Annotated in this window: 23 protein-coding genes; 13 read left to right on the plus strand and 10 right to left on the minus strand. The window is 52.2% G+C overall.

Annotation, left to right across the window (positions count from 1 at the left end):
• The first annotated feature begins 230 nt into the window (after nt 1–230).
• Nucleotides 231–3,035: a DNA polymerase gene (locus ACP0GE_RS16455; RefSeq protein ID WP_424832993.1), complete on the plus strand. Its 2,805-nt coding sequence runs from the start codon at nt 231–233 to the stop codon at nt 3,033–3,035.
• Nucleotides 3,036–3,074: 39 nt separating this feature from the next.
• Here the strand turns inward: ACP0GE_RS16455 and ACP0GE_RS16460 are convergent, their stop codons facing one another.
• From ACP0GE_RS16460 to ACP0GE_RS16500, 9 genes are all read right to left on the minus strand, one after another.
• Nucleotides 3,075–3,560: an N-acetyltransferase family protein gene (locus ACP0GE_RS16460; protein ID WP_424832994.1), complete on the minus strand. Its 486-nt coding sequence runs from the start codon at nt 3,558–3,560 to the stop codon at nt 3,075–3,077.
• Nucleotides 3,561–3,770: 210 nt separating this feature from the next.
• Nucleotides 3,771–4,415, minus strand: a complete 645-nt coding sequence (locus ACP0GE_RS16465; protein WP_424832995.1) for a recombinase family protein — start codon at nt 4,413–4,415, stop codon at nt 3,771–3,773.
• A 282-nt stretch (nt 4,416–4,697) separates the two neighbouring features.
• Entirely contained in the window at nt 4,698–8,999 is a 4,302-nt protein-coding gene (locus tag ACP0GE_RS16470) for a hypothetical protein (RefSeq protein WP_424832996.1), read from the minus strand.
• Nucleotides 8,990–9,739 (minus strand): hypothetical protein, encoded by a 750-nt coding sequence (locus tag ACP0GE_RS16475; protein WP_424832997.1) that lies wholly within the window; start codon nt 9,737–9,739, stop codon nt 8,990–8,992. Before ACP0GE_RS16475 ends, ACP0GE_RS16470 begins: the two co-directional genes overlap by 10 nt.
• A gap of 249 nt (nt 9,740–9,988) precedes the next feature.
• Entirely contained in the window at nt 9,989–10,537 is a 549-nt protein-coding gene (locus tag ACP0GE_RS16480; protein ID WP_424832998.1) for a hypothetical protein, read from the minus strand.
• 41 nt (nt 10,538–10,578) lie between these two features.
• Nucleotides 10,579–11,511 (minus strand): IS1595 family transposase, encoded by a 933-nt coding sequence (locus tag ACP0GE_RS16485; RefSeq protein WP_424832999.1) that lies wholly within the window; start codon nt 11,509–11,511, stop codon nt 10,579–10,581.
• Between the two features lie 40 nt (nt 11,512–11,551).
• Nucleotides 11,552–12,622 carry a hypothetical protein gene (locus ACP0GE_RS16490; RefSeq protein ID WP_424833000.1) on the minus strand — a complete coding sequence of 357 codons (1,071 nt, stop codon included), beginning with the start codon at nt 12,620–12,622 and terminating at the stop codon, nt 11,552–11,554.
• An 80-nt stretch (nt 12,623–12,702) separates the two neighbouring features.
• Entirely contained in the window at nt 12,703–13,314 is a 612-nt protein-coding gene (locus ACP0GE_RS16495) for a hypothetical protein (RefSeq protein ID WP_424833001.1), read from the minus strand.
• A gap of 16 nt (nt 13,315–13,330) precedes the next feature.
• On the minus strand, nt 13,331–13,495 hold the full coding sequence (locus ACP0GE_RS16500; RefSeq protein WP_424833002.1) for a hypothetical protein: 165 nt from the start codon (nt 13,493–13,495) through the stop codon (nt 13,331–13,333).
• 504 nt (nt 13,496–13,999) lie between these two features.
• Between ACP0GE_RS16500 and ACP0GE_RS16505 the strand changes: the two genes are divergently transcribed.
• The 12 genes from ACP0GE_RS16505 to ACP0GE_RS16560 all read left to right on the plus strand — a co-directional run bounded on the left by ACP0GE_RS16505 (nt 14,000) and on the right by ACP0GE_RS16560 (nt 26,188).
• Nucleotides 14,000–15,730 carry a DNA methyltransferase gene (locus ACP0GE_RS16505; RefSeq protein ID WP_424833003.1) on the plus strand — a complete coding sequence of 577 codons (1,731 nt, stop codon included), beginning with the start codon at nt 14,000–14,002 and terminating at the stop codon, nt 15,728–15,730.
• A 340-nt stretch (nt 15,731–16,070) separates the two neighbouring features.
• Nucleotides 16,071–16,994 carry a hypothetical protein gene (locus tag ACP0GE_RS16510; protein WP_424833004.1) on the plus strand — a complete coding sequence of 308 codons (924 nt, stop codon included), beginning with the start codon at nt 16,071–16,073 and terminating at the stop codon, nt 16,992–16,994.
• Between the two features lie 371 nt (nt 16,995–17,365).
• Nucleotides 17,366–17,806: a hypothetical protein gene (locus tag ACP0GE_RS16515; protein WP_424833005.1), complete on the plus strand. Its 441-nt coding sequence runs from the start codon at nt 17,366–17,368 to the stop codon at nt 17,804–17,806.
• The gene (locus ACP0GE_RS16520) at nt 17,781–17,972 is read left to right on the plus strand and encodes a hypothetical protein (protein WP_424833006.1); all 192 of its coding nucleotides are present in this window, start codon (nt 17,781–17,783) and stop codon (nt 17,970–17,972) included. The genes ACP0GE_RS16515 and ACP0GE_RS16520 overlap by 26 nt, the downstream gene beginning before the upstream one ends.
• Before the next feature lie 237 nt (nt 17,973–18,209).
• The gene (locus tag ACP0GE_RS16525; protein WP_424833007.1) at nt 18,210–18,899 is read left to right on the plus strand and encodes a hypothetical protein; all 690 of its coding nucleotides are present in this window, start codon (nt 18,210–18,212) and stop codon (nt 18,897–18,899) included.
• A 3-nt stretch (nt 18,900–18,902) separates the two neighbouring features.
• On the plus strand, nt 18,903–19,658 hold the full coding sequence (locus ACP0GE_RS16530; RefSeq protein WP_424833008.1) for a glycosyltransferase family 2 protein: 756 nt from the start codon (nt 18,903–18,905) through the stop codon (nt 19,656–19,658).
• A 294-nt stretch (nt 19,659–19,952) separates the two neighbouring features.
• Nucleotides 19,953–20,240: a transposase gene (locus tag ACP0GE_RS16535; protein ID WP_424833009.1), complete on the plus strand. Its 288-nt coding sequence runs from the start codon at nt 19,953–19,955 to the stop codon at nt 20,238–20,240.
• A 339-nt stretch (nt 20,241–20,579) separates the two neighbouring features.
• A complete protein-coding gene (locus tag ACP0GE_RS16540; RefSeq protein ID WP_424833010.1) occupies nt 20,580–21,569 on the plus strand; it encodes a glycosyltransferase family 2 protein in 990 nt (329 codons plus the stop codon).
• 190 nt (nt 21,570–21,759) lie between these two features.
• Nucleotides 21,760–23,238, plus strand: a complete 1,479-nt coding sequence (locus ACP0GE_RS16545; RefSeq protein ID WP_424833011.1) for an ArnT family glycosyltransferase — start codon at nt 21,760–21,762, stop codon at nt 23,236–23,238.
• Nucleotides 23,235–24,419: a glycosyltransferase gene (locus tag ACP0GE_RS16550; RefSeq protein ID WP_424833012.1), complete on the plus strand. Its 1,185-nt coding sequence runs from the start codon at nt 23,235–23,237 to the stop codon at nt 24,417–24,419. Before ACP0GE_RS16545 ends, ACP0GE_RS16550 begins: the two co-directional genes overlap by 4 nt.
• 13 nt (nt 24,420–24,432) lie before the next feature.
• Nucleotides 24,433–25,266, plus strand: coding sequence for a class I SAM-dependent methyltransferase (locus ACP0GE_RS16555; RefSeq protein WP_424833865.1), 834 nt, complete (start codon nt 24,433–24,435; stop codon nt 25,264–25,266).
• Nucleotides 25,267–25,270: 4 nt separating this feature from the next.
• On the plus strand, nt 25,271–26,188 hold the full coding sequence (locus ACP0GE_RS16560) for a lysylphosphatidylglycerol synthase domain-containing protein (protein WP_424833013.1): 918 nt from the start codon (nt 25,271–25,273) through the stop codon (nt 26,186–26,188).
• A 194-nt stretch (nt 26,189–26,382) separates the two neighbouring features.
• On the opposite strand, the gene ACP0GE_RS16565 is transcribed toward ACP0GE_RS16560, so the two are convergent.
• The gene (locus ACP0GE_RS16565; RefSeq protein WP_424833014.1) at nt 26,383–26,715 is read right to left on the minus strand and encodes a YegP family protein; all 333 of its coding nucleotides are present in this window, start codon (nt 26,713–26,715) and stop codon (nt 26,383–26,385) included.
• Nucleotides 26,716–26,892: the final 177 nt, after the last annotated feature.

Here is a 26,892-nt window from a genome sequence, read left to right on the forward strand (position 1 = left end):
CATTCAACTTCAAGGAACAAACCACGGTCCGGCGTCCATTTGTAAACTGCGCTAAAGGTCCGTTCCGTCCGCATAGCTGTCCTGAGGGGCTATCATGCTTGATCTATCATATGTGTCTGAAGCCAGAGAATAGTAAAAGTGCCGTGTGGGTATAGGGGATTAACAATTACCATTTTTGCCGCTATGGCAGCGTGGCACGTTCCAGCATCTTGATCTGAACTCGGGGTCCCATGCAAGCCAAACTCACTTTTCAGCCCTATCATTTTTATCCCAAGAATAGACCAAGTTCCCGGCATATTCGTTATCTCGTCATTGGCTTTGACACCGAGTATCAGCGGGAGCCGTTTGTAAATGCTGATGGTCTGGCCGAGGTTCGCAATCAGGTGCTGTCCTACCAATATAGCTGCCATGTCATCACGCCGGACAACGCAGGTGATGAACAACACTGGTCCGGCATTGTGTTGCCGAAAGGGCCAGCAGATGACGACCGGCTGACTTTGGCCGAGTTTGTGGAACATGCGCTGCGAGATGGGTTTGCCCAGCACCCTAATCTGAAAGTGCCGGTGAATGTCTATCTGGTGGCGCACTTCACTCGTGCCGACGTCCCGGGGTTCTCTGACTTCAAGGAGGAGAAAACCCGGAAGGCCATGAATCTGGAGAATGTCCGCAATCTGTTCATGAATGTCGAAAAGGATATCAAGGTTAATCTGAAGCGGGGTGGAACGCTCAAGCCGGTCAAGCTGCATGTGGCAATCCGGGACACGATTGCTCTGGCACCCGCAGGAGCCAAAAGCCTTGCCAAGCTGGGTGAAATCCTAGGCTTTGAGAAGCTGAAGCTGTCCGACGATCCAGAGCAGGAGCAATACTACAAGGAGCATATGGGAGAACTGCTGGACGCCAATTGGCCCCTGTTCCGGGACTATGCCATCCGGGATGCTGAGGTCTGTGCGCAATATACTGTTCGAATGATCCGGCTGTATTTTGAAAAGACCGGGGCATTCAAACTGCCAGTGACTCTGACATCCATCGGCGTTGATCTGTTTCAAGCACATTGGCGGGCAAAGGGGATAGACCCGCTCGACGTTGTTGGCAAAGAAGTCGTGGAGGAGAAGTACTGGAACAAGAAAAGCGGTCGATACCAATCCAAGAAAAAGACCGTCCCTATTCGAAAGCTGTTTATCAATGAGGATTTCTTCACCGAGTGCTATCACGGTGGCCGCAATGAACAATTTTGGTTTGGCCCCGCACCTGATGGCGTTTGGTATGATTATGACCTGACGAGTGCTTATCCATCCGCCATGGCGCTCATTGGTGTCCCCGACTGGTCAAGCGTTCGGGAGATACGGGATACACATGAGTTGTTCAGCGGTGAGTTGGTTCATGGTGATCTGGCATTCGCCAATGTAAACTTCGAATTCCCGGATGATGTGCGGTACCCGGTTCTGCCGGTGCGGACGGAAAACGGATTGGTGTTCCCGAGGAAAGGTAACAGTTCCACTCATGTCAGCGAAATATTCCTGGCCCAACAACTTGGGGCCGATATTGAGTTGGTGGATGGCAAGCGGATCGACTCCCGGAGAGTTGGCAGGGCGGATGGAATAGACGCTAAACGGCCTTTCACCGGCTTCACCCATCACTGCATCGAAGAACGGGCCAAGCATCCCAAGAAGACCCTGCACAATCTGTTCTGGAAAGAGCTGGTCAACTCCACTTACGGCAAGACCGCGCAGGGTTTGCGGGAACGTCGAATATATGATTTGCGGGATGCTGAAACCAAACCGCTTGGGCCGAGCAAGATCACCAATCCGGTTTTCGCATCCTTCATCACGGCCTTCTGTCGGGGTGTGCTTGGGGAGATCATGAACGCTCTGCCTGAGGATGTCAGTATCTTTAGTGTGACGACAGATGGCTTCCTGACGACTGCAACGGACGATCAAATGAAAGCGGCGGCGACCGGATTTCTTGGACGGAACTATCTGGCATCGCGTGTTCGGTTGTCTGTTGACGATGTACCTTTCAGTGAAACCAAGATTTATGAAGTCAAACATATCGTTCGAAAGCCGATTGGTTGGCGTACCCGTGGCCAAGCGACATTGGAGCGGTCTGAACCCAAGGATTGGGACGGCACCGGCATGGTGCCCAAGGAAGACGAACGGGTGGTGTTGGCCAAGGGCGGGATCAAGCTGGACTCCAAATTGTCGAAGGCGGAGCAGAATGGCAAAATCGTCGACCTGTTCTTCGACCGCAAGCCCACCGACACGATGACCGTCACGATGGGTGCTGGCATCCGTGAGATGTATGAACAGGGGATGGACTTTGTTGACAAGACAATGACCAAACGGTTGTCGATGGAGTTTGACTGGAAGCGGCGACCGGAGACAGCAGGCGATGTGACCGTGACGACCAAAGGCGGTCAGACCCGAACGCACTTGGCATTCTCGACGCAGCCGTGGGACACGGTAGATCAGTTCAACACCACTCGAGACATCTGGTCGGACTACAACAAACAGACCGCGCATTGTCTGAAGTCCGTGGACGATTACCGGGCATGGGCTTTGTACTTTGAGGGCAAGTTGGCCGCTCAAGGTCCGGCTGGTGCTTACATTGCCAAACAGGATGGTGTCCTGAAACGCCTGCGCCGGGACCTGAGTATTGCGCATAAGCTGCGGAAAGCTGGAACCCACAAAATTAACGTGGAGTCGTTCCAGCGGGACAACATCACCCCCGACTACAAGCTGAAGGTGAAAGAGCTAGCCCAAATCCTAAATGATGGCTTTGGCATTCCCAGCACCAAAACGGATGTGGACAATGCCCGAAAGAAGAAGGTGTTCGTGCCGCATCAGGTGCCACGGACGGCACAGTCCGTTGAACTGTTGGAAAACATCAAGCAAACGCTGTTCCCCGAATTGGATGTTGAGCAATTCCTGACGCCGAAAGCGGCTTTCGATCTGACGGTGGAAGACGCTGATATGACACTGCATCCTCGGGACCCTGTGAAAGACGTGCTGGATGCTTTGGTGAAGGGTGAGGCGTAGGTCTGACGGTGATAGCTGGTGTATGCCTATTTCTGACGCTCATGAAACAAGTCGGATAGAGAAGCGCGGCGGATGCGCATCTCTACGTTCGAAACCGAGTGATGTATAAAACGCCTGAGCTTCATGATTTTCAGGATGGGTTCCGACTGTCAGGTAGCTACATGACAAAGTGATAGCTTCAATTTTGCAAGCTTCAACGAGGCCCCGCCCCACGCCCTGACCCCGAAATTGTCCCTCCGTGAACAAGTGATGCATATCCATTCCCCTTGCCCCAAATTGGAGCCGAGTTAATCTGCACATGGCCGCGTATCCAATCAGCTTGTCGTCCGTCTCTGCGACAACGACAAAAATCCAAGGTATTTCACCGAACAGGTCTCGGGCTAGGGCCTCGCGCGTAATGGTCGGTTTGTCGCCGTGATGTTTCGCTAATTGTGTGACCATCTGGACAATCTGCTCGATATCCGTCGGGCGCGCGCGCCGTATCACTCCGAAACTGGTGGGCAAGGGAAGGGGAAGTTGTTTCATTAGATGCTCCCGATCCACCGCAGGAGCCAACATATGTGCCACCATGCGGCGGCAAAATGTTAAAGTTTACCGCGCTCAGTTGAGGCGGCAGTAATAAGTCATGAAAAAAGCAGTATTCATGTTCATGTCTCTTTCTTCATATCATTCGAGGTACTTGTCAATGACGGCTTTGTCAGATCGGCAGCCCTGTAGGTAAGGCTGTCAAACACGTTACACTTGGCCTAAGTCCAAGAATACTGTGTAATTCTTCACGGATTGCGGATACCAGCGCCCACCCTTGTATGTTGTCACGCTACGTTCGTTCAGCAGTCGTGCTGCTCCCGAAAACGATCCCGCCTCGACCAACGCCCGTTCGAACTCGGCCCGGATCGTTTCGAAGAATATCCGCTTCTCTGCCTGCCGTTGAGCCGCCAACGCCTGAGCGTTCCGGCCAAGGACGGTTCCCCTGTTCTTTGCCGCTCTGAGTGCGGCTCTGGTGCGTTCTGATATCTGTCGGCGCTCCTCTTCGGCAAAGCAGGCCAGCAGGTGCAGGAAGAACGTTGACACGTTCGGGTGTTCGCAGACAACCAGTTCAATCCCTTGGTCGATGATGCCCGATATGAACGACACCTTCCGGGAAAATCTGTCCAGCTTTGGGATCAGCAGTTTCGACCGGGTTTTCTTCACAAGGTTGATGGCGTTCCACAGTTCGGCTCGGTCGTCCCGTTTGCCGGATTGGATTTCAGTGAACTCGGCTATGACCTGATCGGTGGGCGTCAGGAATTGCTCGACCATCGCCCGCTGCGCTTCCAGCCCGAGGCCAGATCGTCCCTGCCGTTCGGTCGAAACCCGGTAGTAAACCACATACTCGGCCATGCTTCATCTCTCCGTCACCGACAAACGTTGGTTTGTCGTAGACGGCATCGGATTTCTCGGTCGGGGTGGGCAACGGGGATCGTTGGAGGGCAGGGGGCCGGGAAGTTCCCGGCTTCTGGCACTGGCAGCCACTCAATTTGCGTGCCGATATCGATGCGACGTGAGTATTGGGGCAAACTCACCGCAATACTGTTGTCCACATTTGCTCGGTGAAGATGGGTAGGGACACTAAAAAGCAGCCAGCCCGCACCTGATCGTCGGGCTGGCTTATTACCGGTCTGACTAGACGAACAGGAAATCGTCCTCGGTTAGCACCAAGCTGCTCACATTGTTCAACGTGAACGTGCCATGACCAGCTATCGCAACTTCCGCACTGCCGTTGGTTTCAGAAATCATCAGATCCGAATACGAAAGGCCTCCAATGTCGATCTGAATTAGATCTACACCATCGGTAAAGTCGGATACGGAATCATTGCCGAAGTCTGCTGCAAATACAAAAGTGTCCGCCCCGGAGCCGCCGATCAGCGTGTCGTTCCCTTCTCCACCATCCAGCAGGTCGTCAAAGAGGGTTCCACGGATCGTATCGTCACCATTGGTTTTCTGATCGGAAACAGCCCGACCTCGGATACCGGTATCGTCCAAAGAACCGTCAGAAAACAGAATAGTTTCGATATTTGTCCAGGCATGCCCAACGTCGACAGCCGTCTGATTTTGCAGCGTGATCTGTCCATCCGGGGTTTGAACAATTACATCCAATCCAACATTGTTGAACGTTACCTGATCCGCGCTGTACTTGCTCAGATCGAGCGTGTCGTTGCCTTGATTGTATTTTCTGCCGTAAATAAAGTCGTCACCTGAGGCATAGACAATAGTGTCGTCACCAGAGTCGGCGTTAATCACATCGTTACCGCCAGCGTCGATGATCAAATCACCCCTGCCGGTACCTCTAACAACATCATCACCTGTGGTTGAATGATCTGCGATTGCCCGTTCTCTGATGCCGAGTTCATCCAGAGTCCCGTCAGAAAACACGATGGTTTCGATGTTTGTTCTTTCGTGACCAATATCGAATGTATTCTGCGCATCCAGTGTGATGCGACCATCCGGTGTATCGATGAAAATATGATGCCCGCCATTCGTAAACGTCACCTGATCCGCACTGTATTTACTCAAATCAAGTGTATCATTCCCTTGGTTGTAGTTGCTGCCACGAATGACATCGTCGCCAGACTCATAGACAACAGTGTCGTCACCATTGCTGGCGGTTATGGTGTCATTGCCTCCGGCGTCTATGATCATGTCATCTAAACCAGTGCCTTGTATAGTATCATCGGCATTAGTTGATTGATCGGAAACTGCCCGCTCTCTGATACTTTGATAGTCCAGAGACCCATCAGCGAATAAGATAGTTTCGATGTTTGTCAGATTGCTACTGCCATCGACACTCGCCTGATAGTCCAGCGTGATACGACCATCTGGCGTATCGATAAGGACCGCATGACCTGACACAGTGAAACTCACCTGATTTGCGTTATACTTGCTGAGATCGAGCGTGTCGTTGCCGTAGTTGTCATTAAGGCCAACGATCACATCATCGCCGGATGTGTAGACAATCGTATCGTCACCCCATCCGCCAATAATTGTGTCGTTGTCGGACCCAGAGATTATCGTGTCGTTACCCCAGCCCCCATTAAGTTCGTCGTTGCCATTGCCGCCATGCAGCGTATCGTTGCCATCGTTTCCAAGCAGAACGTCGTCGCCAGCGCCTCCGGCAATCAGTTCACCCGTTCCGGTTCCGGTGAGAGTTTCGCCAGCAGCGGTTCCCGACAGTTGAGTGTTTGCGGCGGCCTGCCAGTCAGACAGAGATGTAGCCAAGAGCGTGATTGTTTCATTCTGACCATAGGTGATTACAGTGTCACTACCCTGCTGTGATAGTGTTATCCCTGTTTGCGTGGAATTGGGGTCAACAACAGTTCCTGCGATTACAATTGCATTGACGGCGGGTTGGAACCCAGAAAACGATCTGTTGTCACCGCTGTCGCCGCTTCCGGGATCGAAGTTCAGCTCAGTATGGTCATCGACATCTTCGATGGGGTCCCCACCTAGCAATGAAATATTTACTGCTCCATTTGCGGAAAGAATGTCACCGTTGAACCGACCGCCGAAAACAAAGGAAGAAGGCGGCCCTGAGGAAGAAATATCCAGATCATAGCGTGCCTCAAATTGTGACAGACTCAGATAAGAAATCTCAGACGGTTCATCAATTTCATCATATGTTATCTGCTGTGAACGAACACGCTCCCCGTTCACCCAGCCTTCATATACTTCCCAAGAGTATACTTTAAAGCTGGTTCCGTTCTCATCCTCAAGCCAACCCGTTCTAGCATCGGCAGAATTCAGATCAATTATGTCGTCGTAGTCATAAATCTCTCCTTCAAAGTACTCAACGCCCTCCGAATCTCTGTAAAGATAATGATATGAAGTATAAGTTTTTATACCGTTCGTTTGGACATTGTTGAGAGGGCCCAAGGCTTGGACTCCCAAGAAATCGGCGTTAATTTCAGTTGCAATCTCCAAATCATAGCCACTGTTGGAAGAATAAGAGCCAGGGGCGCCTACGCTCAAGACTTTGACATTGGATGTTCCGATATAAGCTTCGCTCCCTCCGGCTTGATCGACATAGCTATGTTTCAAACTAACATCAGAAACACCCAAAACCTGACCGCCAATGAAAACTCTATCATGAGCATCAGGATTAATGATTACTGCATCAATAAAACCCCAATTGAAGTTCTGACCGAGCTCGAAATCATCTAGAGTCAGTGACTGAAAATTTTCTTCAGTCAAACCCTGAATGTTGGCCACCATTATCCCTACATCTGAGTTAAAGTTAATTACGTCTGCGCCGGCTCCACCCCATATTATAGCAGGGCCTGGAGTACTTGCCTGAATATCAGAATACTCCAGCGAAAAAGTATCTGCTTCGTCACCCCCGGCCATTAGTGTCAAGCTGTTAACAGACGCGGTGAATGTGTCCTTACCTTTGCCACCAACGGCAACTTCAAAGCCTGTCGCGCTCAAATCCAGATTGGCGGCACCATTGCCTTCGAAAATTGCTATATCGCGATCTGCGCCACCATCTATTTCTGTGTCCGCAGCATCGAAATAGATCGTGTCATCACCCTCACCGCCACGAAGAATATCAGCGCCACCGCCGCCTTTGAGAACGTTATTTTGGGCATCGCCGGTGATGGTGTCGTTGAAATCGGTGCCGATGACGTTTTCAAAACCCGTAACGGTGAGTGAATTTTCGCCATAGGTTATTTGGCTGGTAGACAGGTCAATTTCAGCTTGTTCAGCCAATTGGGACGCGTCAATTGTATCACCGATCTGGTCAGAGTTTTCACCTGCGTCAATTTCCGTAAGGCTGGTTTCCCCAACAAAGCTGACATGATCATCGCTTTGACCGAGAACGAGGTTCTCTACATCATAAAGTGTCGCAAAGTTCGCCTCGTCGCCTTCGTATGCAATCACTCCAGCCACCGCGATTCCGGTGTCAACCAGAGACCCGACACGCACTTGCGTCGTTTCAATGTTATATTGCTGAATATCGTGGCTAAAGTTTACGGTATCAAAATCAGCGCCTCCATCAATGAAGTCTATTCCGCCAATAGAACCCTCGATAATATCGTCACCGCCTCCTGCATGAATAAAGTCCGTGCTATCGGTCGCCACAAGTCTGTCGTCTTGCTCGATTCTTCCAACTTGAATGTTGCTTACGAACGGATCCGCCAACAGCGAAAGAATTGTGCCTCCGTCGTAGCCATACGATGCCTCAAGGGACGCCGAGAGTTTTCCAATAGCCTCAATCGCTGTTGCGCCGCCGCTTGGGTAGCTAAAAAATTGAACCAGAGCGTCCCAAGTGTTTTGGACAATCTGAAATTCTGATCGCGTGAATTTTACCATCGCAAATGCATCGTAGGTACCGTGTTGCGAATTGATGATGTTATTGTCGAATTCAACATCATATCCAAGTGCGAGAAATAGTGGGTTCCCGGCCCACCCTCCTAGCTCGTCTTCACCGCCAAAAAGAACTTCCGCAGCAGCACGAGCATCGGTTGAGGCTAGCACTGACAGCTCTGGAACCGTAAATGATGGGTTTTCTGGATTGTTAAATATTTCATCAAAGACGCGCTGCGCCATTAAGTTCGAAATAGCGTTCATTTCGTCTATCGTTACCGCTCCGCCAGTTCGAGCCTCAGCCTGAGCGTTGTTGTAGTCCCGAATGAAATCCGCCTGACTGCCCTCGCCAATATTGACCTCAGCGGCACCTCTCAGCCAAAGCCAGACTGGCGCTTCTACCGCAGGCTGACCTTCGACAATCGAAGCCAAAGCCAAATAGAACATTGCCTCAGGGTTAGAATCAAAATGCGAATTAACACTAAGATTGCCATAAATGGTTGATAATTCAGGAGGTAGTTGCGCGATGTAATCCGCTGTTGGCACCCCGTTGATATCGGCACCTGAAAATTCACCCTCAATTATTGCCTCGAGAAACTCTTTTTGTTCTGTGTTTAGTTGCATTTTTCTTTTCTTTTGTTACTTACTTGAATGGATTGGAGTGCGTCTTCGATTTCCGTCAAGGGCCCTGACCAGCCAAACATTTCAAGTGTTTTCCAGTCAGAAGTAAGTGTCGGCCAGTACCCTTCTAAATCCCTGCCTGTGTCGAAACTGACAATGACAGAAGTGTCACTTTGGCTCAGGCCAATGATGCTACAATGGCGGCTTTCCGGGTCATTACTACTGGGTGGAAGACCTTTGAAACACGTCGCTTTTATTGGGCGTTCAAAAAAATCAGCCCTTCTAGGAGTGAAACGATGAGTGCCGGAGGCGGTCGTACTGTCGCTAGGAAAATTTCCCATCCAAGTATCGAAATCTTGCCAAAGTCCACTGTACAGCCGTAGTTCTCGAATTTTGTAAGGCGACCTCTGACCATACAACGTGTCCAGCAAAGGTCGCTGCGATGAGCTATTTCCAGGGGAACCCAGAACAATGGTTTTTGCCTTCAAAGGAGCGCTGTCCAAGATTTTCTGAATCTGATCAGAATTCATTCGCTCTAGTGATCGGAAATCTCGCAACGATCCATCAGGTTGAATAATCTGCAACTGTGGCACCAGCGGAACAGTCAAATGCTGTTCACCCAAACAGACCGACAGGCTGTTCTGAACATGAGTAGCAGTGCTGCTATCATCAGCCGACCCAGCAGACGACACAAAAATTGCCATCAGCCCTGTGACAACAGCAATCAAGGATCTAGATTTCATAATCCTAACCCAATAACTCAACTCGCAACCCTGAGGAGAGGTCGCGCCTGCATTTCCCTGATAGGTTTCACAAGGGGCCAGAATAGTCAAGCGCAATCAACCGCTTATTATGCGTTTCGATATGTACCTGTACCGTATGGAAACAAATAGTTTATGGTCGAAACTCGGCGATTCAGAGCCGTCCGGCTGGAGCGTCAAAGTAATGTTGAAGGACTTCGGGAAGTGTCAGTGTGGACGAAAGTCTGCCAGTCAATCGAAGCTCGGCGTCGCTGCGCCAAAGGTATTCTTGTTCAGAACCAGCCTAACAACACCATCCTCGGGCTGTTCGACACATAGCTCTTGGCCTTTGGATCCTACACCGCAGTTTGTGTTCAGCCAGTATGGACCATCAAAAGCCAAGGCTGGTGACCCTCCCAGCCCAATCCATAAAGCGGCATCCCCAGCGTCTTGTGTGACCAGTCGTTGTTTTTCTTCCATTGCCGTGACGACACCTTGCCTCAACAGGAAGTCGGACACTTCAGCATGATCGTATTGGCAAACGTCAAAGGCTTCGCAGTTGAACGACACTTGCGTTTCGGAAAATTCGATCTCTGCTTCACCATATTGGCAGTACAGGTTTTCAAACAGGTCACGTTTGCATTCGTATTGTTGCGAAGTGAGAACGGCCGCCATTTCGTCGGGTGTCATTGCCCAACAGATGCCCTTTAGCGACAGCAGTCCATCGCACTTGCCTGAGAAAGATTGAGCGGTCCCGGCAGCCTTGGTTGCTGCATCCGCTCGGGCTTTTTGATCGGCCATGTCGGCCAGCCTACGGATGGCGGCAATATCGTCTGCAGGGCTTATGCACTTTGTTCAGCCCCTATCAACATCTTGTATGTCATTGGTTGCCTTTTTGTAACGAGATTGAGCAGTGTTTTTAACCCGGCGTGCCGATAGCGTCGTCGATTGAAGCGGAAGACAAATTCGTCCAAATACGACTGCAAATGCTTTGCTCTCAAACCATGGTAGACCCCAAGCGCCCAAGCCTTGAAGTTGGAGAAAACGCGATGGATCCAAGGCAGCACCAGATGCGCCAACTGATCTCCAACGACGTTTCTGTCGTGGTCCATGTTGGGTGCGTTGTTATATGACGCCAGCCCGTCGGTCTTGATGCTGCTGCCTGTGGCAATTTCGGTGGCCACAAAATCGTGCAGGGTCTCAGATGTATAATCTGCAATCACGGCCAGGCGGAGGCGTCCGGGGTGCGTTTTGGCTCCTTGTCCTTTGATCTCCACTGCTCCGGCAATCATGAGCTTTCCCTCGTGGCTTCTGCCCACACCGACTGGGCCATTTCCAGTCCGTTGGCGGATCGATGTTTCGTCGACTTCAACCAGTCCTGACAAAGGGTTACGATCTGGATCGATCATGGCCGCACGCAATTTGCCAAGCAACAACCACGCGGTCCGATATGAGCCCAACCCGAGTTGTTTTTGCAACTGTACGGCCGAGAACCCGTTCGAATGCGTGGCCATAAGATACGCTGCCCAGAACCAAATAGTCAGAGGCAGATTGGAAGCGTGCATCAGCGTTCCGGCACGAATGGATGTTTGCCGCCTGCATCCTTTGCATTCATACGTCCACGACCTGCAACTCAAGGTCCAGCACTTGTCATGACCGCAACCGGGACACTCAAACCCGTTCGGCCAACGCAGATCGAATAGCCAGGACGCACAAGCCTCATCATCAGGAAAACGTTGCTGAAACTCAGGAAGCGATTTTGGGTAGTCAGTCATACGCGGCCCTCATAATGTGTTCCCTTATTGTTCTTAGTTCTTACATCGGGAGGTCGCCAAAGTCACCTATATGATGTACCCTCTGAACAAAGTGCATAAGCCCTTCGTCTGCATACTCGGTACTGAAGTTGTATGGCAGTGTGCCAAGCAATCGGCGGGCTTCCTCTGTGTCGATTTCGACAGCGCCTCGCAATTCATCGGGTACATCAGGATCTCCCACGAGGGCTGATGCAAGGTACATTATCGAATTTTCCTCTTCACCCTCAGCGGCATAGCGCAGGCAATCCACGATCACATGAGGCTCCGGTCGATTGGCAAAGCTGAGATGTTGGAACTCATCATATTGCCCCAGCAAGGAAACTGTCAGCAGCGAGGCACTGGCGGGTTCGCCATGAAGTGCTGCCTTGGCCCAAGCCTCGTGTGCGCCTTTCAAATCACCAGCATTGTAGAGTTCGTAGCCATAGAACTCAGCCGCATAGGGGATTTCGTGCGTGTTGATGATTTCTTCCATCTGACGCTTTTCAGATGGGTTCAGGCTGCGTCCGCTTTCGGTTGAGTGTTTGAATGAAGCCAGCAGGGCTTCGACCTGTTCGGATACTTGAGTCCAGCGCAAGTCGCCAAATTCCAGCCTGCCAGCTTGATACAAACGGGGTTGCGCATTGCACTGAAACCCTTCCGGCAGCACAACGGTATTCTCGGCGTCGGCAAAGGTCTGTTGGTCAGTTTCACCACATCCGTCACATTCGCCACCTTCGCCCCACATGAAATCACTGGCCGATCCGTCGATGAACTGGTTCAGGAAAGCTCTGGCCTGCTGCGATGAATTTAGAGCCAGTTCTGTCCCCATGTTGTTTTTCATCATCATGGCAGCTTGGCGCAGGGCGTTTTCTGTGTTACGTCCCCACAACCCATCCAACGTACTGGCATAGAGGCCGAAGTTGGAAAGCTGAGACTGGATCGTGATCCTGTCACTCTCGGGTAATTGCCTGAATGCAATCTCAAGCTGCGATTGGGATTGGCTGACGGTTTGTGCTTGGGCGAAGCTGGGTGTGATGCCAGCATGGGTCACGACCGATAAGGCAAGGAGGGCGGAAAGGGTTAACGTCTTCATGGTGTCCTGAGAACCTGCTGCTTAAATGACTGGCGGTGATGTGACGGACGCACAGCAATCGCTTGCCGTGCGCACAATGATCATTCGGCGATTTCTGCGATCTGCCTGAGCTCGAATGTGAACTGCCGGTTGGTCAGTTTGGGCTTCGCTCCGAACAGGACAGAGCCGATGGTGTCCAGGCACTGATTTTCATACATGTTGCCCGGTTCAAATGGCCCTGAGAATGTGACTGACTTGCCGTCCTCGATGTTCAACACTGTGTTGCGTAATGCGTCAGGAACCTCGGCCCGAATTTCGTTGTCGTGGCCGATGTCGATCTCAACATACATCTTGGAGTTTGAGTCCGTCAGGTCAGCACCATCGAAAATCCCGACCCAGCCAGTCTTCATGCTGAACGGGTCGAAGGCCTGTCTGGAGCAAAGCTGTTCGTTGGCTGCGATGTATGCCGCTGTTGCTGCTGCATCGTTGCTGGCACTGTCAGCGGTTTCGATAGCCGTCCCGACGATATCCAGAAACACTTTCTGGTCCGATGGTGCCGTTGTCTCGACCAGTTCGTTGAATTGGTCGCCACGAGGGTCGGTGAAGAATATCACGTACATGAAATAGCAAACGACGCCAAAGCCGATGAGCCGGAACAGGTCCCAGATGCTGCCTTCGTCGTTATTGTCGTCTGTGTCTTGTGAGTCTGTCATGTTTTAATGCCTGTAGTCATGGATTGATGGAAGCAGGGGTGCCCGCACCGCCCCCGATACGGCCAACATTGAAGTAGGCCGACAGGGGTTTTGAATGGTCAGGTGGATTGAATTTGGAAGCGGCGGGCGCAGTGTCACGCGCCTCGGTCTGCATCGATAGTTTTGTGGTCTTGTTCAGCATGCCCCGATCTGCGAGCGCCCTCGCCGTTGACTGGTGATCGGGGTGTTGGAAATCCGCGCGAAGACGGACCCTGCGCCTTTAGCCGGAGCCTGTTGTATAACACAGGCACCCCGACCATAGGTCATGGGTGTCGCTGGTCGCCCAGCAACTATTCTTCGCGAGGGGTTTCCACGCCCCAACATGGCCGCGTCTGCCATGTCAGAGGCAGTCGTAGCAGTTAATCAGCGGAAGAAAAAGATGTTCTGGGCCGGTATGATGGCCACTCGGACTCTTACAGATCTCTGCAGTTACCTTTGCCCAACCTGCTATCTCGCTCTGCGAACTCGGCGGGCCAAGTGAAGCTCGTACTACATCTTGTGGTTGACGGGCGGAGTGAGCCGATAAACCGTGGCTTCGACGCACCATTTCTGCTTCGGATAGTTCATCTATATGATTTCTATTATGTTTTTCAGGTTTCGTCGTGCCAGCTTTTCTCGCAGAGCCACCGGGGGGTGGAGTTTTGAAATGAAGAATGCATTTTATTTTGGAGATAACCTCCACATCCTCCGAGAATATGTTCCGGATGAAAGCGTTGATCTGATCTATCTTGATCCGCCGTTCAACTCGAACGCCAATTACAACTTGCTGTTTAGATCGCCGGATAAGTCCAAGTGGTCAGATGCCCAAATTGCAACTTTTGAAGACACTTGGACTTGGGGTGATGCAGCCGAGGAAACGTTTGAATACCTCGAAATGACCTCTGGAAAGGTTGGTACATTTATCAGCTCCCTGCGGCGAATTTTAGGGGAGAATGATATGCTGGCTTATCTGATAATGATGGCAGCGCGCCTTGTCGAACTCGAACGGGTTTTAAAGCCCACTGGCAGTATCTACTTACACTGTGACCCGACGGCCAGCCATTATTTAAAGATGATGATGGACGCAATCTTTGGAGCAGGTAGATTTCAGAACGAGATTGTCTGGCAGCGCAACACTGGCAAATCTTTGATGAAGCGCCGTCTGCCGAATACTCACGATTTGCTATTATCGTACCAAAAATCCGATGCAGCGACGTGGAATGAAGGCGCAATCTACAAACCGTACGATCTCGCCGACCTGCCTGAAAAAACTGCAAAAAAATATAATAACGTTGATGAGGAAGGCAGACGCTACACGTTGGGTGATCTGCTTAACCCAAACAAAAACCGGCCCAACTTGGAATATGAGTTTCTAGGCGTGAAGCGGGTATGGCGATGGACTAAGGAAAGAATGCACAAGGCTTACGAAGATGGCCTCATTCACCAGAGTGGTCCAGGCAAAGTGCCTCGTGTGAAACGATATCTAGATGAACAAAAGGGCATTGCGCTCACCGACGTTTGGACCGACATCTTTCCGCTCAACTCACAGGCTCAAGAACGTCTTGGTTACCCAACACAAAAGCCTCTAGCACTTTTGGAACGCATCATAGCGATGTCATCCAATGAAGGTGATGTTGTGCTGGACCCTTTCTGCGGCTGCGGCACTACGTTGCATGCGGCTCAAGCAATGGGTCGAAAGTGGATTGGTGTCGACGTCGCTGTACAGGCGATGCGTGTGGTACAGGACCGGCTCATCAATGAGTTCTCTGATATCGACTTTGAAGTATTTGGTATTCCTCAAAGTGCGGACTCGGCGAGATATCTAGCAGAAAAACACCCGTTCAAATTTGAGGAATGGGCCGTCGCAGCCGTGGGCGCTATGCACTCAGGTAAGTTTCGGGGAGATGGCGGCATTGATGGCTCTTTCTTCTGGCTTGCTGAAAAGGAAGAAAAGAGTCGAGGAATAGTGTCAGTGAAAGGCGGAAAATCCCTCAATCCTGGAATGGTTAGAGACCTGATCGGAACTCTGGAAAGAGAACGTCGCGAAACATCTGACCCGAACGCCATCGGGGTTTTCATTTCTGCGCACAAACCGTCCAAGGGTATGTTGGAGGAAGCCCGCAAGGCGGGTTATGTTGAGACTTTTATAGGCCGTATTCCAGCCATTCAAATTCTAACGGTAGATGATATTTTTGAGGGGAAAACCATAAAGGTACCTGCACTCTATGACACGATCTCAGCCGCTGCCGCTGGGCGCAGCGGGTCCCGCCGAAACATTCAGTTCAAAGACCCTCAGGAGATTCTGAGGCAGCGTTCAATGTTCTTTAGCTTCAAAGGCGGTGCTGATCGCCACAAGGATGAGCCTGTCATGCCTGATAGAGTTACAAAGGTGGCCTGAGGTGGTTGAGAAGCTCACTGCTGCTATCTGCACCGAAAGTTTGGTCGTTGGTGACCTGCTGAGCCGTCTTTCAGCAATTCATTGTACGATGTAAGGCGAAAAAAAAGCCTGCCAAATCGGCAGGCGGCCTTGATACCAAGAGTTAAGCTCTTATATCCAAACAGTTCTGCGCCCATTTGGCGGTTTAGCCGGTGGACCTGAGGTATGAGAGCACATTCACATCGTGTGACGTAAGCACAAAGTGCACGTAACACAACCCTAAGGCCCTCTATCCTCAGGGGTGGAACAGAAGAAAAACCCGATAGGGCATAACCCTAACCTTCTGTTTGTGAGGAAATAAATGACCGAAGAACCTGAAAAGAGCACCAAGGGTCAATTGGAGTTCGACCTAACCATTGTTACCGAAGTTGAATCGGATGGTGTTGGTATGGGCGTGCTCAGCAATGGCGCCCCTTATTTGACTGGACGTGGCCTCTCTCGGCTTTGTGGCGTCGACCACTCAACCATCATCAAAATTACGAATGACTGGCAGGAAACACCTGTCAAGAAACGTATCGCAACGATAAAGAAAAATATCCGGGAGATGGAAGGCGATGACACCTATGCTTTCCTTCCTGTGCCACGTGGCGGTACCATTTATCATGCGTTTCCCGAAAACGTATGCATGGCTGTTCTGGAATACTATGCACTGGATAGCAGTGCATCCAATGAGCATGCCAAAAAGGCTTACCGGACACTTGCCCGGAAGGGGTTTGTGGATTTTGTCTACGAACAAGTTGGCCTCTCTCGTGGTGCATCTATCCGAGATCTCTCCACGAAACAGTTCATGGACCGTGTGGGCTCTGTCTATGGCTCAGTGCCTGAGGGATATTTCTGTGTCTTTGAAGAGATTGCCGACATGTTCGCTGCGTTGATCGCTCGGGATATCAAAATTGACTCTAGTTTTGTGCCGGATATTAGCGTTGGAATGGCTTGGTCGAAGTACTGGAAGGAAGAAAACTTGGATGCCGTTTACGGTATGCGCCAAAAGTTCTCTCATCAGTACCCTAGCTATTATCCGCAGTCCGCTGCTGGACCGCAGGAGGCGTTTTGCTATCCCGAAGATGCCTTGGGTGAGTTCAACCGCTGGAAGCGTGAGGTTTATCGAGAGAAGAAGCTTTCCACCTATCTCAACGGCAAAGTTAAGGCTGGAAGCATTGCTTCGCATCAGGCAACTGCAATCGTCGATGCATATAAAACGCCAAAGTCGCTGCCGAAGCATTGAAGACAAGGCACCCGCCGGTATTCGGCGGGTGCCCATTTTTGGCAGAGATCGGGTCAGTCATGGTTGCCGGCTCGGCTATCGTAGAAAACCCGTTTGGCGACGTCGGTGGCATGATTACTTTATTAGTTTCAATATCTTAAACTGATCCCGCCCCATCAATTTTCAAAAGTTATGCACTAAGTGATGCACTTTATTGTAACCCATTGAAATTGCTCTTGGTAGCTTGATTGAAAATCCTCGTGTCGGTGGTTCGATTCCGCCCCCGGGCACCACTAAACCTCGGAAATAATTGATAAATTTTGAACGTTGAGCCTTCGGATTTTCAGCCGTAAAAGTTATACACAGTTATACACTCCTCCGACGGGCTGACCTTGGTCAAAGATTCAAAAAACCAAATCTCCAAACGAAAAATCCTCAGAAAGGGTCTGGCGATCTATCGGACGGGCCGCAGCCCTTATTGGTATATCCGGTTCAGAGACCCGATAGCAGGCAAATACGTGACCCGTTCCTCCAAGGAAGAATCACGTCTGGAAGCCATCGAAGTAGCTTACGAGTTTGCTCATACCTTCCGTAGCAAAGCCAACAGCGACCATGCCAAGAAGGAAGCCACCAGCTTTGAGCATTACGCCAAAAAGTTGATGGCTGTGCAGAAAGGTAAGTCCAAATGGTCGGATGGCGACAGCAAGCTTCTCAACCGCTCCAAGGACGGGCTGATCTGCTACTTCGGAAAGTACGATGTCAGCAAGATCACCACGGGGAAAGAAGAATGTGTTCGTGCCACATCAAGTGCCACGTACGGTACAATCCGTTGAACTGCTGGGAAACATCAAGCAAGCATTGTTCCCCGAACTTGATGTTGAACAATTCCTGACACCGAAAGCTGCGTTCGATCTGGCGGTTGAAGAAGCTGACATGACGCTGCACCCTCGGGTCCCCGTGAAAGACGAGTTGGATGCTCTGGTGAAAGGGGAAGGTTAGGCAGATCAGAGGGCAATTGCTGAGTTGCGGCTAAAGTGAGTGTCTTTATCAATCTCACCCAGATTTGGTTAGGTACTTGCTGCTTAAACAACCGCTCACTTCAAGTGGTTTGACTAACGGTTTTTAGGCTGGCGCCGCGAGCCGGTTTGCTACATAAATCGCTTGTCGCCGTCTCTAGCCTATCTTTCTTTTTGTCAACTATGCATCTCCAATTTTGACCTTGCGGGAAAATCTACAATGGCAAGATCGCCCCATGGTAACTCGACCTGCATACATCATCGCGGTTCTTTTTTTGTGGGCTTGGGACATCCACGCTGCGGCACAGGGTTCACAGCTTCACTGATCTCGAAGAGTGGCTTGGATGTTGGTCATGAGATCGTAGGTGAGAACGGGATCATCTCTTGGATGTTGCCTGGCGAGAAGTATCGTAACCCGTTCCACGATGCGATTGGGCCATTGAATGGGTTCGCGAAGATTTTTTTGGTTGCCCGCTCTCCATTCGCGTCGATTCCATCAATTGTTCCGGAAAACAGGCGAGGGAAGAGCTTGCGGTTTCGCCGCCAAGTCCTCAGGGAACGCTTGGGAACCGATCCCATCGGCGGCGACAACAGCGCCTCTGATGTTGTTCGCGCGGTGGCGAGCTATGTGAACTGGTTTGAGCTTTGCTTGACGTTCAAGCCAAAGATCATTTTTCGAGTGGACCGTGATGACAACGCGATACTATCGGATTTTCTGGATCATGCTGTGCTTCAGACGGGAAGTGTCAATCGAAACTCACGCCCTGAAGCACGCGGTAAGGCGGTTTCGCCTGAAGAATTGGTACAACACATCCCCGATGATTTGTTGTCACGATTGCTGACTTTAAGTGAAACCTTGGGCTATTCAGATGAGGTCGCCTCCGTCCGAAATCTGCAAACTGGCAAGTGATTGATGACACCTTTAATCTCATTCGTAATAACCACCCATAATAGACCTAAGCTTTTGGTCCGAGCGATCAAGTCGGTAATCGCGCAAGGGCCTGAGGCCGAATTAATAGTGGTTGCGGATGAAGGTTCTCGTGAGACCCGAGATGCAGTGGCGGGTGCCTTGCGTGAGACCGATAGTTTTCTTTCCTACCCTGGTACTCGAGGTCCGTCAAACAGTCGGAACTTCGGGCGCAATATCGCGCGAGGGGGATGGATTTGTTTTTTGGATGATGACGACACGATCACGCCTGACTATTTAGAGCAGGCAAAGCCCCACCTAATTCCGGGGACGGTGATCTATGGCAATTACACGCGTGTACAAGATGATCCAGATTTGAGCTTCGGGGCACCAAAGCCGCGTTTGCTGAAAAAAAGAACTCTCGATACAATAGAGGTACAGAACTTTATCCCGATAGGTGCTTTTTTGGTGCCGATTGATTTAGCCCGAAGAGTAGATTTCGACACATATTTGGCGAGCCGCGAAGACTGGGATTACTTGCTTAAACTATATGCCTTTGCTCCATTCCAACATGTGGACATTTGCGGCTTTCGTTATCATCACGCTCCTGGCCCGAACCGTAACAACTTAGTTTCTGGAGAGCGTCGCGCTGACTTGCTGTCAATTTATCGACGACACAAGGCCACCAGTTTTCGCGTGAAGCGCAAGCGAGCAGAATTGTTAGCGCGGTACGGTATTAAGCAAAGTCCACGTTCTTTGTAGCGTCAAGCAGCCCGTGGCGGCATCCATGTTCTTTGCCGAAGACTGTACGGAAACATGGTGCTGCGCTCGACACCGAGTTTCACCTAGCGGCGGATGCGTATGTCGCTATCTCCACTCGGTCGACATTCTTGCCAAAAAAAAACCATAAATCCTCAAGCTATCAAAACGCTGAGGTCCGCCAATTCTAGCCGTCAGAACTTCTGTGTGATAATTTTGCGGCAAACGGATAGTTCATCACCTGTCTTTGCTCCCTAAAATTCGGCCACTACTTTGGCTGGGAAGGGGGAACAAGAGATGGCTCGGAAGCGACACTCGGACGAAGACATTCTGAAGCTGCTGCGTGAGATTGAACTGAAGCTGGCAGATGGCGACGATGTTCGGTCGGCCTGTCGTGGTATCGGTGTCAGTGATGCGACCTACTACAATTGGCGGCGTCGGTTCGGTGGCATGGGCAAGTCGCAACTGTCGGAGTTGCGCAGCCTGGAGAAAGAAAATGCCCGGCTAAAGAAGATCGTGGCCGAACTGGAACTGGATAAGCTGATCCTCAAGGAAAGTCTGAACTACCTAAAACCGAGGGCCTGACGACGAGCCAACTTCGTCAGGCCGTCATTCATGCTCGCCAGAAGCTCGGCACATCAGAGCGTCGCACCTGCAAGGTGGTCGGCCTTGCACGCAGCTCCATGCAATACCAGGCCGTAGAGAAGAACGATGATGCTCTTCGACTGGCCATGATCCGTCTGGCCAATGAGGAATCACGGCTCGAAGCCATTGAAGTGGCTTGCGAGTTTGCTGACACGTACCGCAGCAAGGCGAAGCGCAACAATCGTTTCAGATTGCGCAACAATTGCTCTTTTTGGACATAATTCGGTCCCAAAAAACGCGGATAAATTTGGCATCAAAGTCATCGATGCGGCCATGATCATGAAACTTATTGTTCAAATACCGGCGCTTAACGAGGAGGAGACTCTTGCAGAAGCGATCGCGGCGATCCCTCGATCCATTCCTGGAGTCAACAGTATTGAGGTTTTAGTCATCGACGACGGCTCCACCGACCGAACCGTCGACGTCGCTTGGGATGCCAAGGCCGATCACGTCCTAGAGATGAGCAGTCACGTCGGCCTTGCCCGTGCATTCAGTGCGGGGATCGAATATGCGCTTTCATTGGGTGCCGATGTGATCGTCAATACCGACGCCGATAATCAGTATTGCGCGGATGATATTCCCGCCCTAATTGACCCAATCCTGAAACGACAGGCGCAAATTGTGGTCGGGGCCCGCCCGATTGCCGAAATCGAAAGCTTCTCTCTGTTGAAAAAGGTGCTGCAACGGCTGGGCAGCTGGGTCGTGCGCGTGGCCAGCAAGTCAAAAATTCCTGATGCGCCGAGCGGATTTCGCGCCTATTCACGTGATGCTGCTGCTCGGCTTTGTGTGGTCAACACCTACACCTACACGCTGGAAACGATCATTCAGGCCGGTCGGAAACATATCCCGATGACTTCGGTGCCAGTCCGGGTCAACAAGGTGACACGCCCGTCCCGTCTCTTCAGGGGTATTCCTGAATATGTAGCGCGCTCGGCACGAACTATCCTACGTGTGTTCGTGATCTATGCACCGCTGCGGTTTTTCTTGACGCTTTCGGCGATCTTTGCGCTGCCCGGCCTGATCGGTGTCGGTCGGTTTCTGTATTATTATGCGACAGACGGCGGTGCCGGGCATGTACAGTCTCTGGTTCTATCCGGCGTGCTTCTGGCCATGGCCACGATCCTGTTTGCGGTTGGTATCTTGGCCGATCTCATCTCGGCCAACCGCAGTCTGTTGGAAGACATACGCGCTCGTGAGTTGTTGCGCGCGCCCCGTAAACCGACCGAGGTGATCCCTCTCGACCCGGCTAGGGCGTTGGAGAATGGATAATCCTGCCATTCACGGTCAGAAGATCGACGGTATAGTAGGGGTTATTACTCTTGAGGGTTTAGTGCGCGTTGGCATCGTCAGTGTCTTCCTGCTGCTTTTGGTGTTGGCCTATACTCACAATGTGAACTGGGACGAATTCTATTTCCTGTCTCATGTTCACGCCTTTCTCGATGGTCGGTTGGACCGGCCGATGCAAACCTTCTTCGTCCACGGCTTCACTTGGCTCGGTGCGCTGCCGGGGCATGAAATGGAACAGATATTTGCCGCTCGGCTTGTTATGATCGGCTGCCTGGGTCTAACTACGTTTTCGATCCACCGCATCGCGCGACACTTCACCACCCGTCGTTCCGCCGATATTGCCGTTTTGGGTTATTTGACATCGGGCTTTGTGCTGGCCCATGGTGCCAGCTTCCGAGCTGATCCGATCGCAGCGGCGCTGCTGACCACTTCGATTATGATCCTGCTGAGCACTCGCCTGTCATTCTGGCAGATGGTTGCTGCCGCGATAATGAGCGCCCTTGCGGTTCTGGTCACAATCAAATCGGCGCTTTACCTGCCTGCGTTCCTGGCGGTGTTGATCTGGAGGATTGAAGATCGTTCAGCAGTGCTCCGGATCATCGTTGCGGGTGTTTTGGCGGGCATTATATGTGCTTCGCTCTACCTTTGGCACGCGTCCGGTATTCGTATCGCCGAAGGCAATGAGACCGCGCACAATGCCAAGGACGCGCTGAACACCACACTGTTAAAAAGCGGGATGTTCCCACGGGCGACGGAACTTCTCAGTTGGGCAATGTTCAGCATCCCGCAGATTATTCTCGTGGGGCTCGGGGTGAGCGCCAGAGGAAGCTCAAGGCAGGTTCTATTGCTGATGCTATTCGCTGCGCCGCTGTTTGCGGTGGTGATCTATCGCAACGCCTTTGTCTATTTCTTCCCCTTCGCCGTACCTCTGCTGATGGTAGGGGTGGCGATTGGAGCGCAGCGGTTGGACACCTCACGTCGTCTGACGCAGCTTGTTGTGGTGATGTTTGCAGGGTTCTGCATTCAGGTGGTTCAAACCCTTCCCGATCGCGCAGCCACCCAACACGCTACGATTGCCGAAGTGCATCGTCTTTTCCCTGAACCGGTGAGCTATATTGATGACAGCCACATGATTGCGAGTTTCCCAAATCCTGGATTCTTCATGTCAGGTTGGGGGGTCGCGCGCTATCGGGCAGAGGGTCACCCTGTTTTCGCCGGGATTATCGCCGAGCATCAACCGCCCATGCTTATTGCGAATAAAACTGCGCTGGCGCACACGATGGATCCAGCGCTGCCGGACGGTACTGCCCCGGTTCTATTGCCTGAGGACCACGCGATCCTGCGCAAGTCATACGTTCATTACTTGGGATCAATCTGGCTCGCGGGGCGAGAAGTTGCATTGACTGGCGTACCGGTCCAGCTCGTACTCCCGTTCCCCGGAAATTATCGGGTAGAAGCCGACCAGCCTGTGCAGATCGATACAAGCATGGTCGAGACTGGTGATGTGCTTGCAGTGCGGACCGACCCAGTGAAAATAATCGGTCCAGAGGGTGTTACAGTCAGGCTGATCTGGGATACCGGGGTGGCACCGTCGGCACCGGGCAGTCTGGACCGCAACATCTATGTCGGCTTTAGGATGCTTTCGCTATGAACGCCGACTTGTCCCTCACTCCCTCTGCGGCGCACGCCACTCCGGCCCCGCAAGAACCCCGTAACAAACGGGTGGTGTTCTGGGGTACCTACGACCTCAGCAAACCGCGCACTCGGATTCTGCGCGCTGGGCTGCAAGAGCTTGGCGTGGAGGTGACCGAAGTTCACGCTGAAATTTGGCCGAAGCATGCTGACAAGAGCCAACTGAACGTGGCAGTGATGATCCAAGTGTTGCTCCGCGCATTTTTGGCTTACCCGCTTTTGATCCTACGTTACCTGCGCGCACCCCGGCACGATGCGGTTCTTGTCCCTTATCTCGGAGCGCTTGATACATTGGTACTCTGGCCCTTTGCTCGGTTGCGGAGGCAACGGATCACCTGGGACATGTTCCTTTCGCTCTATGACACCGTCGTCAATGATCGTCGCATGGTCGCCCGCAAGACACCGGCAGCATGGATGCTGTGGGCCACTGAATGGCTGGCCTGCCGCGTCGCGCACCGTGTCCTGCTCGATACCCAGGCGCATGCCGAGCATATTGCGAGGATTTTCAACTTACCTAAAAACAAACTGGGCGCAGTGCCGGTGGGAAGTGAGCCGGGATCTTTTCAGCGCTTGCCCGCCCCTTCGCACCATGAAGGCGCTACGCGCGTGCTGTTCTATGGTCAACTCATCCCGCTGCATGGGCTTGAAACGATACTGGCGGCTGCAACGTCCGATCGAGGCCGCAAGGTCGACTGGCACCTGATCGGTACCGGGCAAGAACGCAAACTACTCGATAGAGTATTGGCGGGTGCCGCCCACGATCACATTGCATGGCAAGATTGGGTTCCGTATGAGGAAATTACAGAGGCGATTGCTCGAACCGACATCTGCCTCGGGATTTTTGGTGCTTCAAGTAAGGCTGCTTCTGTGGTGCCGAACAAGGTCTACCAGGCACTCATGTCGGGCCGTTCGGTCGTCACCCGGTCTTCACCTGCCATGACGGAAACCTTCGGCACTGATGCTCCCGGATTGAAATTGGTCCCTCATTCCGATCCTGACGCACTGCTGGACGCCATCGCTGAATTGCGAGCCGAGGGTTATCCGGTATTGCCCTCAGACAGGTTGGAAATGGCACAACCGCAAGAGATTGCGCGGAACCTATGTCATTACCTGTTTCACTGCCTGCCTCAAGCTGAGTAAAGTCGTGACTGATATGACGGATACCCAACTCACCGCCGCCCCTCATCAAGGAAGCGTCACCCGACACAAGCATTTCGGCCCGGCCTTGCCAGACGCCAATTGGGTGCCTGCGCCGCGCTACCTGATGCGGCGCGATGTGATTCTAGGCGTCACTCGGCAACTCGTGCCCGGACGGCTTTTGGAAATCGGTTGCGGCTCGGGTGCGTTGTTGGATGACTTGGCCGGGATGGGGTTTTCGGCAGTGGGAGTGGATGAATCTCCGTCCGCTCAGCGTATCGCCAGGGAAATGCTAGTTGGAACACCCAACGTTGAAATCCGGGCAACATGTGATGGACTCGCACCGCAGAGCTTTGACTACTTGGCCGCGTTCGAGGTGTTGGAACATATTGAGGACGACTTTGAAGCGCTTTCGGACTGGGCTCGCTATTTGAAATCGGGTGGTGTTCTAATGGCCTCGGTGCCCGCACATCCCGAACGTTGGAACCCAGCGGATGTTTGGGCCGGTCATTACCGGAGATATCGGCGTACAGATCTTGTGGACTTGGCTGAAAAAGCTGGTTTCAAGGTCGAGGCAGTCCTGTGCTATGGCTTTCCGGTGGCCAATTTCATGGAACGGCTGAGCGCCGGAGTCTATGCCAATCAGACCCGGAAACGCGGCGGTGATGAGATGAACCAGGACGAACGCACTGGTGCCAGCGGATCAGACCGCAACCTGCTGACTCGCATCTGGCCTATCTACAGCTCGTTCCCCGGAACGGTAGCAATGCGGCTAGTCTGGAAGGCACAAAAGATGTTCCTTAACGGCGATCGCGGGGTCGGCTACCTCATCGTCGCCCGCAAGTCCTAATAGTATGGCGACCGCGTTGCGCTATATCGGTACTGCTGCCGCTCTGGCTTTCATCGGTATCACCCTGCTGCGCCATGCAGGAGACCTTGCGGTGCTTGACCTGGGGGCGGGCAGCGCCTGGGTTGCGCTTACAGGCGCGTTCACCCTTTACGTTCTGTCGCAGTTCGTAGGCGCCGCAGCCTGGCGGGTGACGCTAGGCATTCATGACGTAAGTCTGCCACCCGCGCGTGCCGAAAGTCAGCTTCTGGTTTCGCAGATCGGGAAATACATCCCCGGGAACGTAGCGCATCTTTTGGGGCGGTTTGCTCTCGCTCGGAGCGATGGGGTACCATCTTCTATTATAGCGTCTTCGTTACTCCTTGAGGTCGGTTTCCTGCTAACCAGCGGCGTACTGATCGTCGGGGTTCTGCTGCTTACCATGCCCGATTTCGTCGCAGCGATAACGGCCGACCTTCCCGCAGTTTGGTTTGGCTGGCCGATGGTGGCTATGTTCCTTGGGCTTCTAACCAGTATCGTGATTGGCCAGATCGTGATCTGGCGCAGGGCAGGGAGGCCAGAAATCACATTTTCAAAGTGCCTCGTCTTGCTGTCGCTACATGGGTTCAACTTCTTGATACTTGGCGTATCGCTATGGTGTGTCGCGCAGGCGGTCTACCCCGAAGGCAGTGCCGGTATGTGGCAGTGTACAGCGATCTTCACTACCGCTTGGGTTACAGGTTTCCTGATGCCAGGGGCACCTGGCGGTATCGGAATTCGGGACGGGATTATCGCTCTGGGTCTTGGGCTGTTCATCGGTCAGGGTGCCGGTCTGAGCGTGGCAATCGCGCATCGTGCGATCTCGGTTCTGGGGGATATAGCTGTTTTCGGCCTTGGCTTAGCCTTGCGTCGTAAACGACGCGGCGGTGAGCAAGAAGTTGCATAGACGCTTCCGGTTGCCTCTTTCAAGCTTGGCAACCGGCATCAACAAGCCGTTTTTCACGCAATGAACGTTGTCAGGAGCTGTGTGATAGAGGGAAATCGGAATTTTAGAGAGGGCTTAGTCCTCTCTGTTTTCTGTCCGCAAATAAGCAACAGGGTCACGAAATGTGACCCTGCAACACGCGCAATTGGTGCGAGTCAGGTCAGATCTTCAACCCGCGCATCGGGCGCGTTGCGCTTGACAGACTCAATGCCGTTGTCCCGCCCGGACGTGCTTGTATAGCTTTCGCTGGTGCCGATAACCTGCCCATTGCTGGCTTTCAGGTTGAACATATGGCCACCGGACTTGGTTTCCTTGCGCTCGTACCGATCGTCATTTGGGGCATTGGTCTGCACGGAGGCGATGCCGTTTTCAGCGCTGGCCTTTTGGACATAGCCCTCACTGGCCAGGATGATTTCGCCATTCCCGGCCTTTAGCCGAAACCGATATTCTCCGGCCTTGTCTTCGAAGATTTCAAACTTTCCGGCCATTTGATCTACCTCATTATTGTTGAACCAACAAAATCAATCTGACGTTGCTATGTTTTACCTGCGGTCACAAGGCAAAAGTTAAAAGAAAATTTAGTACGGTCAGACCCAGTCGAAAATGGGCCGCGCGCATGGCCTGGTTTCCGATGATCGCCGTAGGGTGGAAAAATCGAAGATAGT

This window comes from Ruegeria sp. (genome assembly GCF_965243365.1).
Lineage (GTDB): Bacteria > Pseudomonadota > Alphaproteobacteria > Rhodobacterales > Rhodobacteraceae > Ruegeria.

Excerpts from the sequence above, each read along its gene's own strand:
- ACP0GE_RS16540 (WP_424833010.1), top strand. The coding sequence starts at position 20,580 with ATGAAACTTATTGTTCAAATACCGGCGCTTAACGAGGAGGAGACTCTT.
- ACP0GE_RS16565 (WP_424833014.1), bottom strand. The coding sequence starts at position 26,715 with ATGGCCGGAAAGTTTGAAATCTTCGAAGACAAGGCCGGAGAATATCGG.
- ACP0GE_RS16485 (WP_424832999.1), bottom strand. The coding sequence starts at position 11,511 with ATGACTGACTACCCAAAATCGCTTCCTGAGTTTCAGCAACGTTTTCCT.
- ACP0GE_RS16465 (WP_424832995.1), bottom strand. The coding sequence starts at position 4,415 with ATGGCCGAGTATGTGGTTTACTACCGGGTTTCGACCGAACGGCAGGGA.
- ACP0GE_RS16560 (WP_424833013.1), top strand. The coding sequence starts at position 25,271 with ATGGCGACCGCGTTGCGCTATATCGGTACTGCTGCCGCTCTGGCTTTC.
- ACP0GE_RS16455 (WP_424832993.1), top strand. The coding sequence starts at position 231 with ATGCAAGCCAAACTCACTTTTCAGCCCTATCATTTTTATCCCAAGAAT.
- ACP0GE_RS16495 (WP_424833001.1), bottom strand. The coding sequence starts at position 13,314 with ATGACAGACTCACAAGACACAGACGACAATAACGACGAAGGCAGCATC.
- ACP0GE_RS16525 (WP_424833007.1), top strand. The coding sequence starts at position 18,210 with ATGGCAAGATCGCCCCATGGTAACTCGACCTGCATACATCATCGCGGT.
- ACP0GE_RS16545 (WP_424833011.1), top strand. The coding sequence starts at position 21,760 with ATGCAAACCTTCTTCGTCCACGGCTTCACTTGGCTCGGTGCGCTGCCG.
- ACP0GE_RS16530 (WP_424833008.1), top strand. The coding sequence starts at position 18,903 with ATGACACCTTTAATCTCATTCGTAATAACCACCCATAATAGACCTAAG.
- ACP0GE_RS16550 (WP_424833012.1), top strand. The coding sequence starts at position 23,235 with ATGAACGCCGACTTGTCCCTCACTCCCTCTGCGGCGCACGCCACTCCG.
- ACP0GE_RS16555 (WP_424833865.1), top strand. The coding sequence starts at position 24,433 with ATGACGGATACCCAACTCACCGCCGCCCCTCATCAAGGAAGCGTCACC.
- ACP0GE_RS16490 (WP_424833000.1), bottom strand. The coding sequence starts at position 12,622 with ATGAAGACGTTAACCCTTTCCGCCCTCCTTGCCTTATCGGTCGTGACC.
- ACP0GE_RS16480 (WP_424832998.1), bottom strand. The coding sequence starts at position 10,537 with ATGGCCGATCAAAAAGCCCGAGCGGATGCAGCAACCAAGGCTGCCGGG.
- ACP0GE_RS16460 (WP_424832994.1), bottom strand. The coding sequence starts at position 3,560 with ATGAAACAACTTCCCCTTCCCTTGCCCACCAGTTTCGGAGTGATACGG.
- ACP0GE_RS16505 (WP_424833003.1), top strand. The coding sequence starts at position 14,000 with ATGAAGAATGCATTTTATTTTGGAGATAACCTCCACATCCTCCGAGAA.
- ACP0GE_RS16510 (WP_424833004.1), top strand. The coding sequence starts at position 16,071 with ATGACCGAAGAACCTGAAAAGAGCACCAAGGGTCAATTGGAGTTCGAC.
- ACP0GE_RS16535 (WP_424833009.1), top strand. The coding sequence starts at position 19,953 with ATGGCTCGGAAGCGACACTCGGACGAAGACATTCTGAAGCTGCTGCGT.
- ACP0GE_RS16500 (WP_424833002.1), bottom strand. The coding sequence starts at position 13,495 with ATGCTGAACAAGACCACAAAACTATCGATGCAGACCGAGGCGCGTGAC.
- ACP0GE_RS16475 (WP_424832997.1), bottom strand. The coding sequence starts at position 9,739 with ATGAAATCTAGATCCTTGATTGCTGTTGTCACAGGGCTGATGGCAATT.
- ACP0GE_RS16470 (WP_424832996.1), bottom strand. The coding sequence starts at position 8,999 with ATGCAACTAAACACAGAACAAAAAGAGTTTCTCGAGGCAATAATTGAG.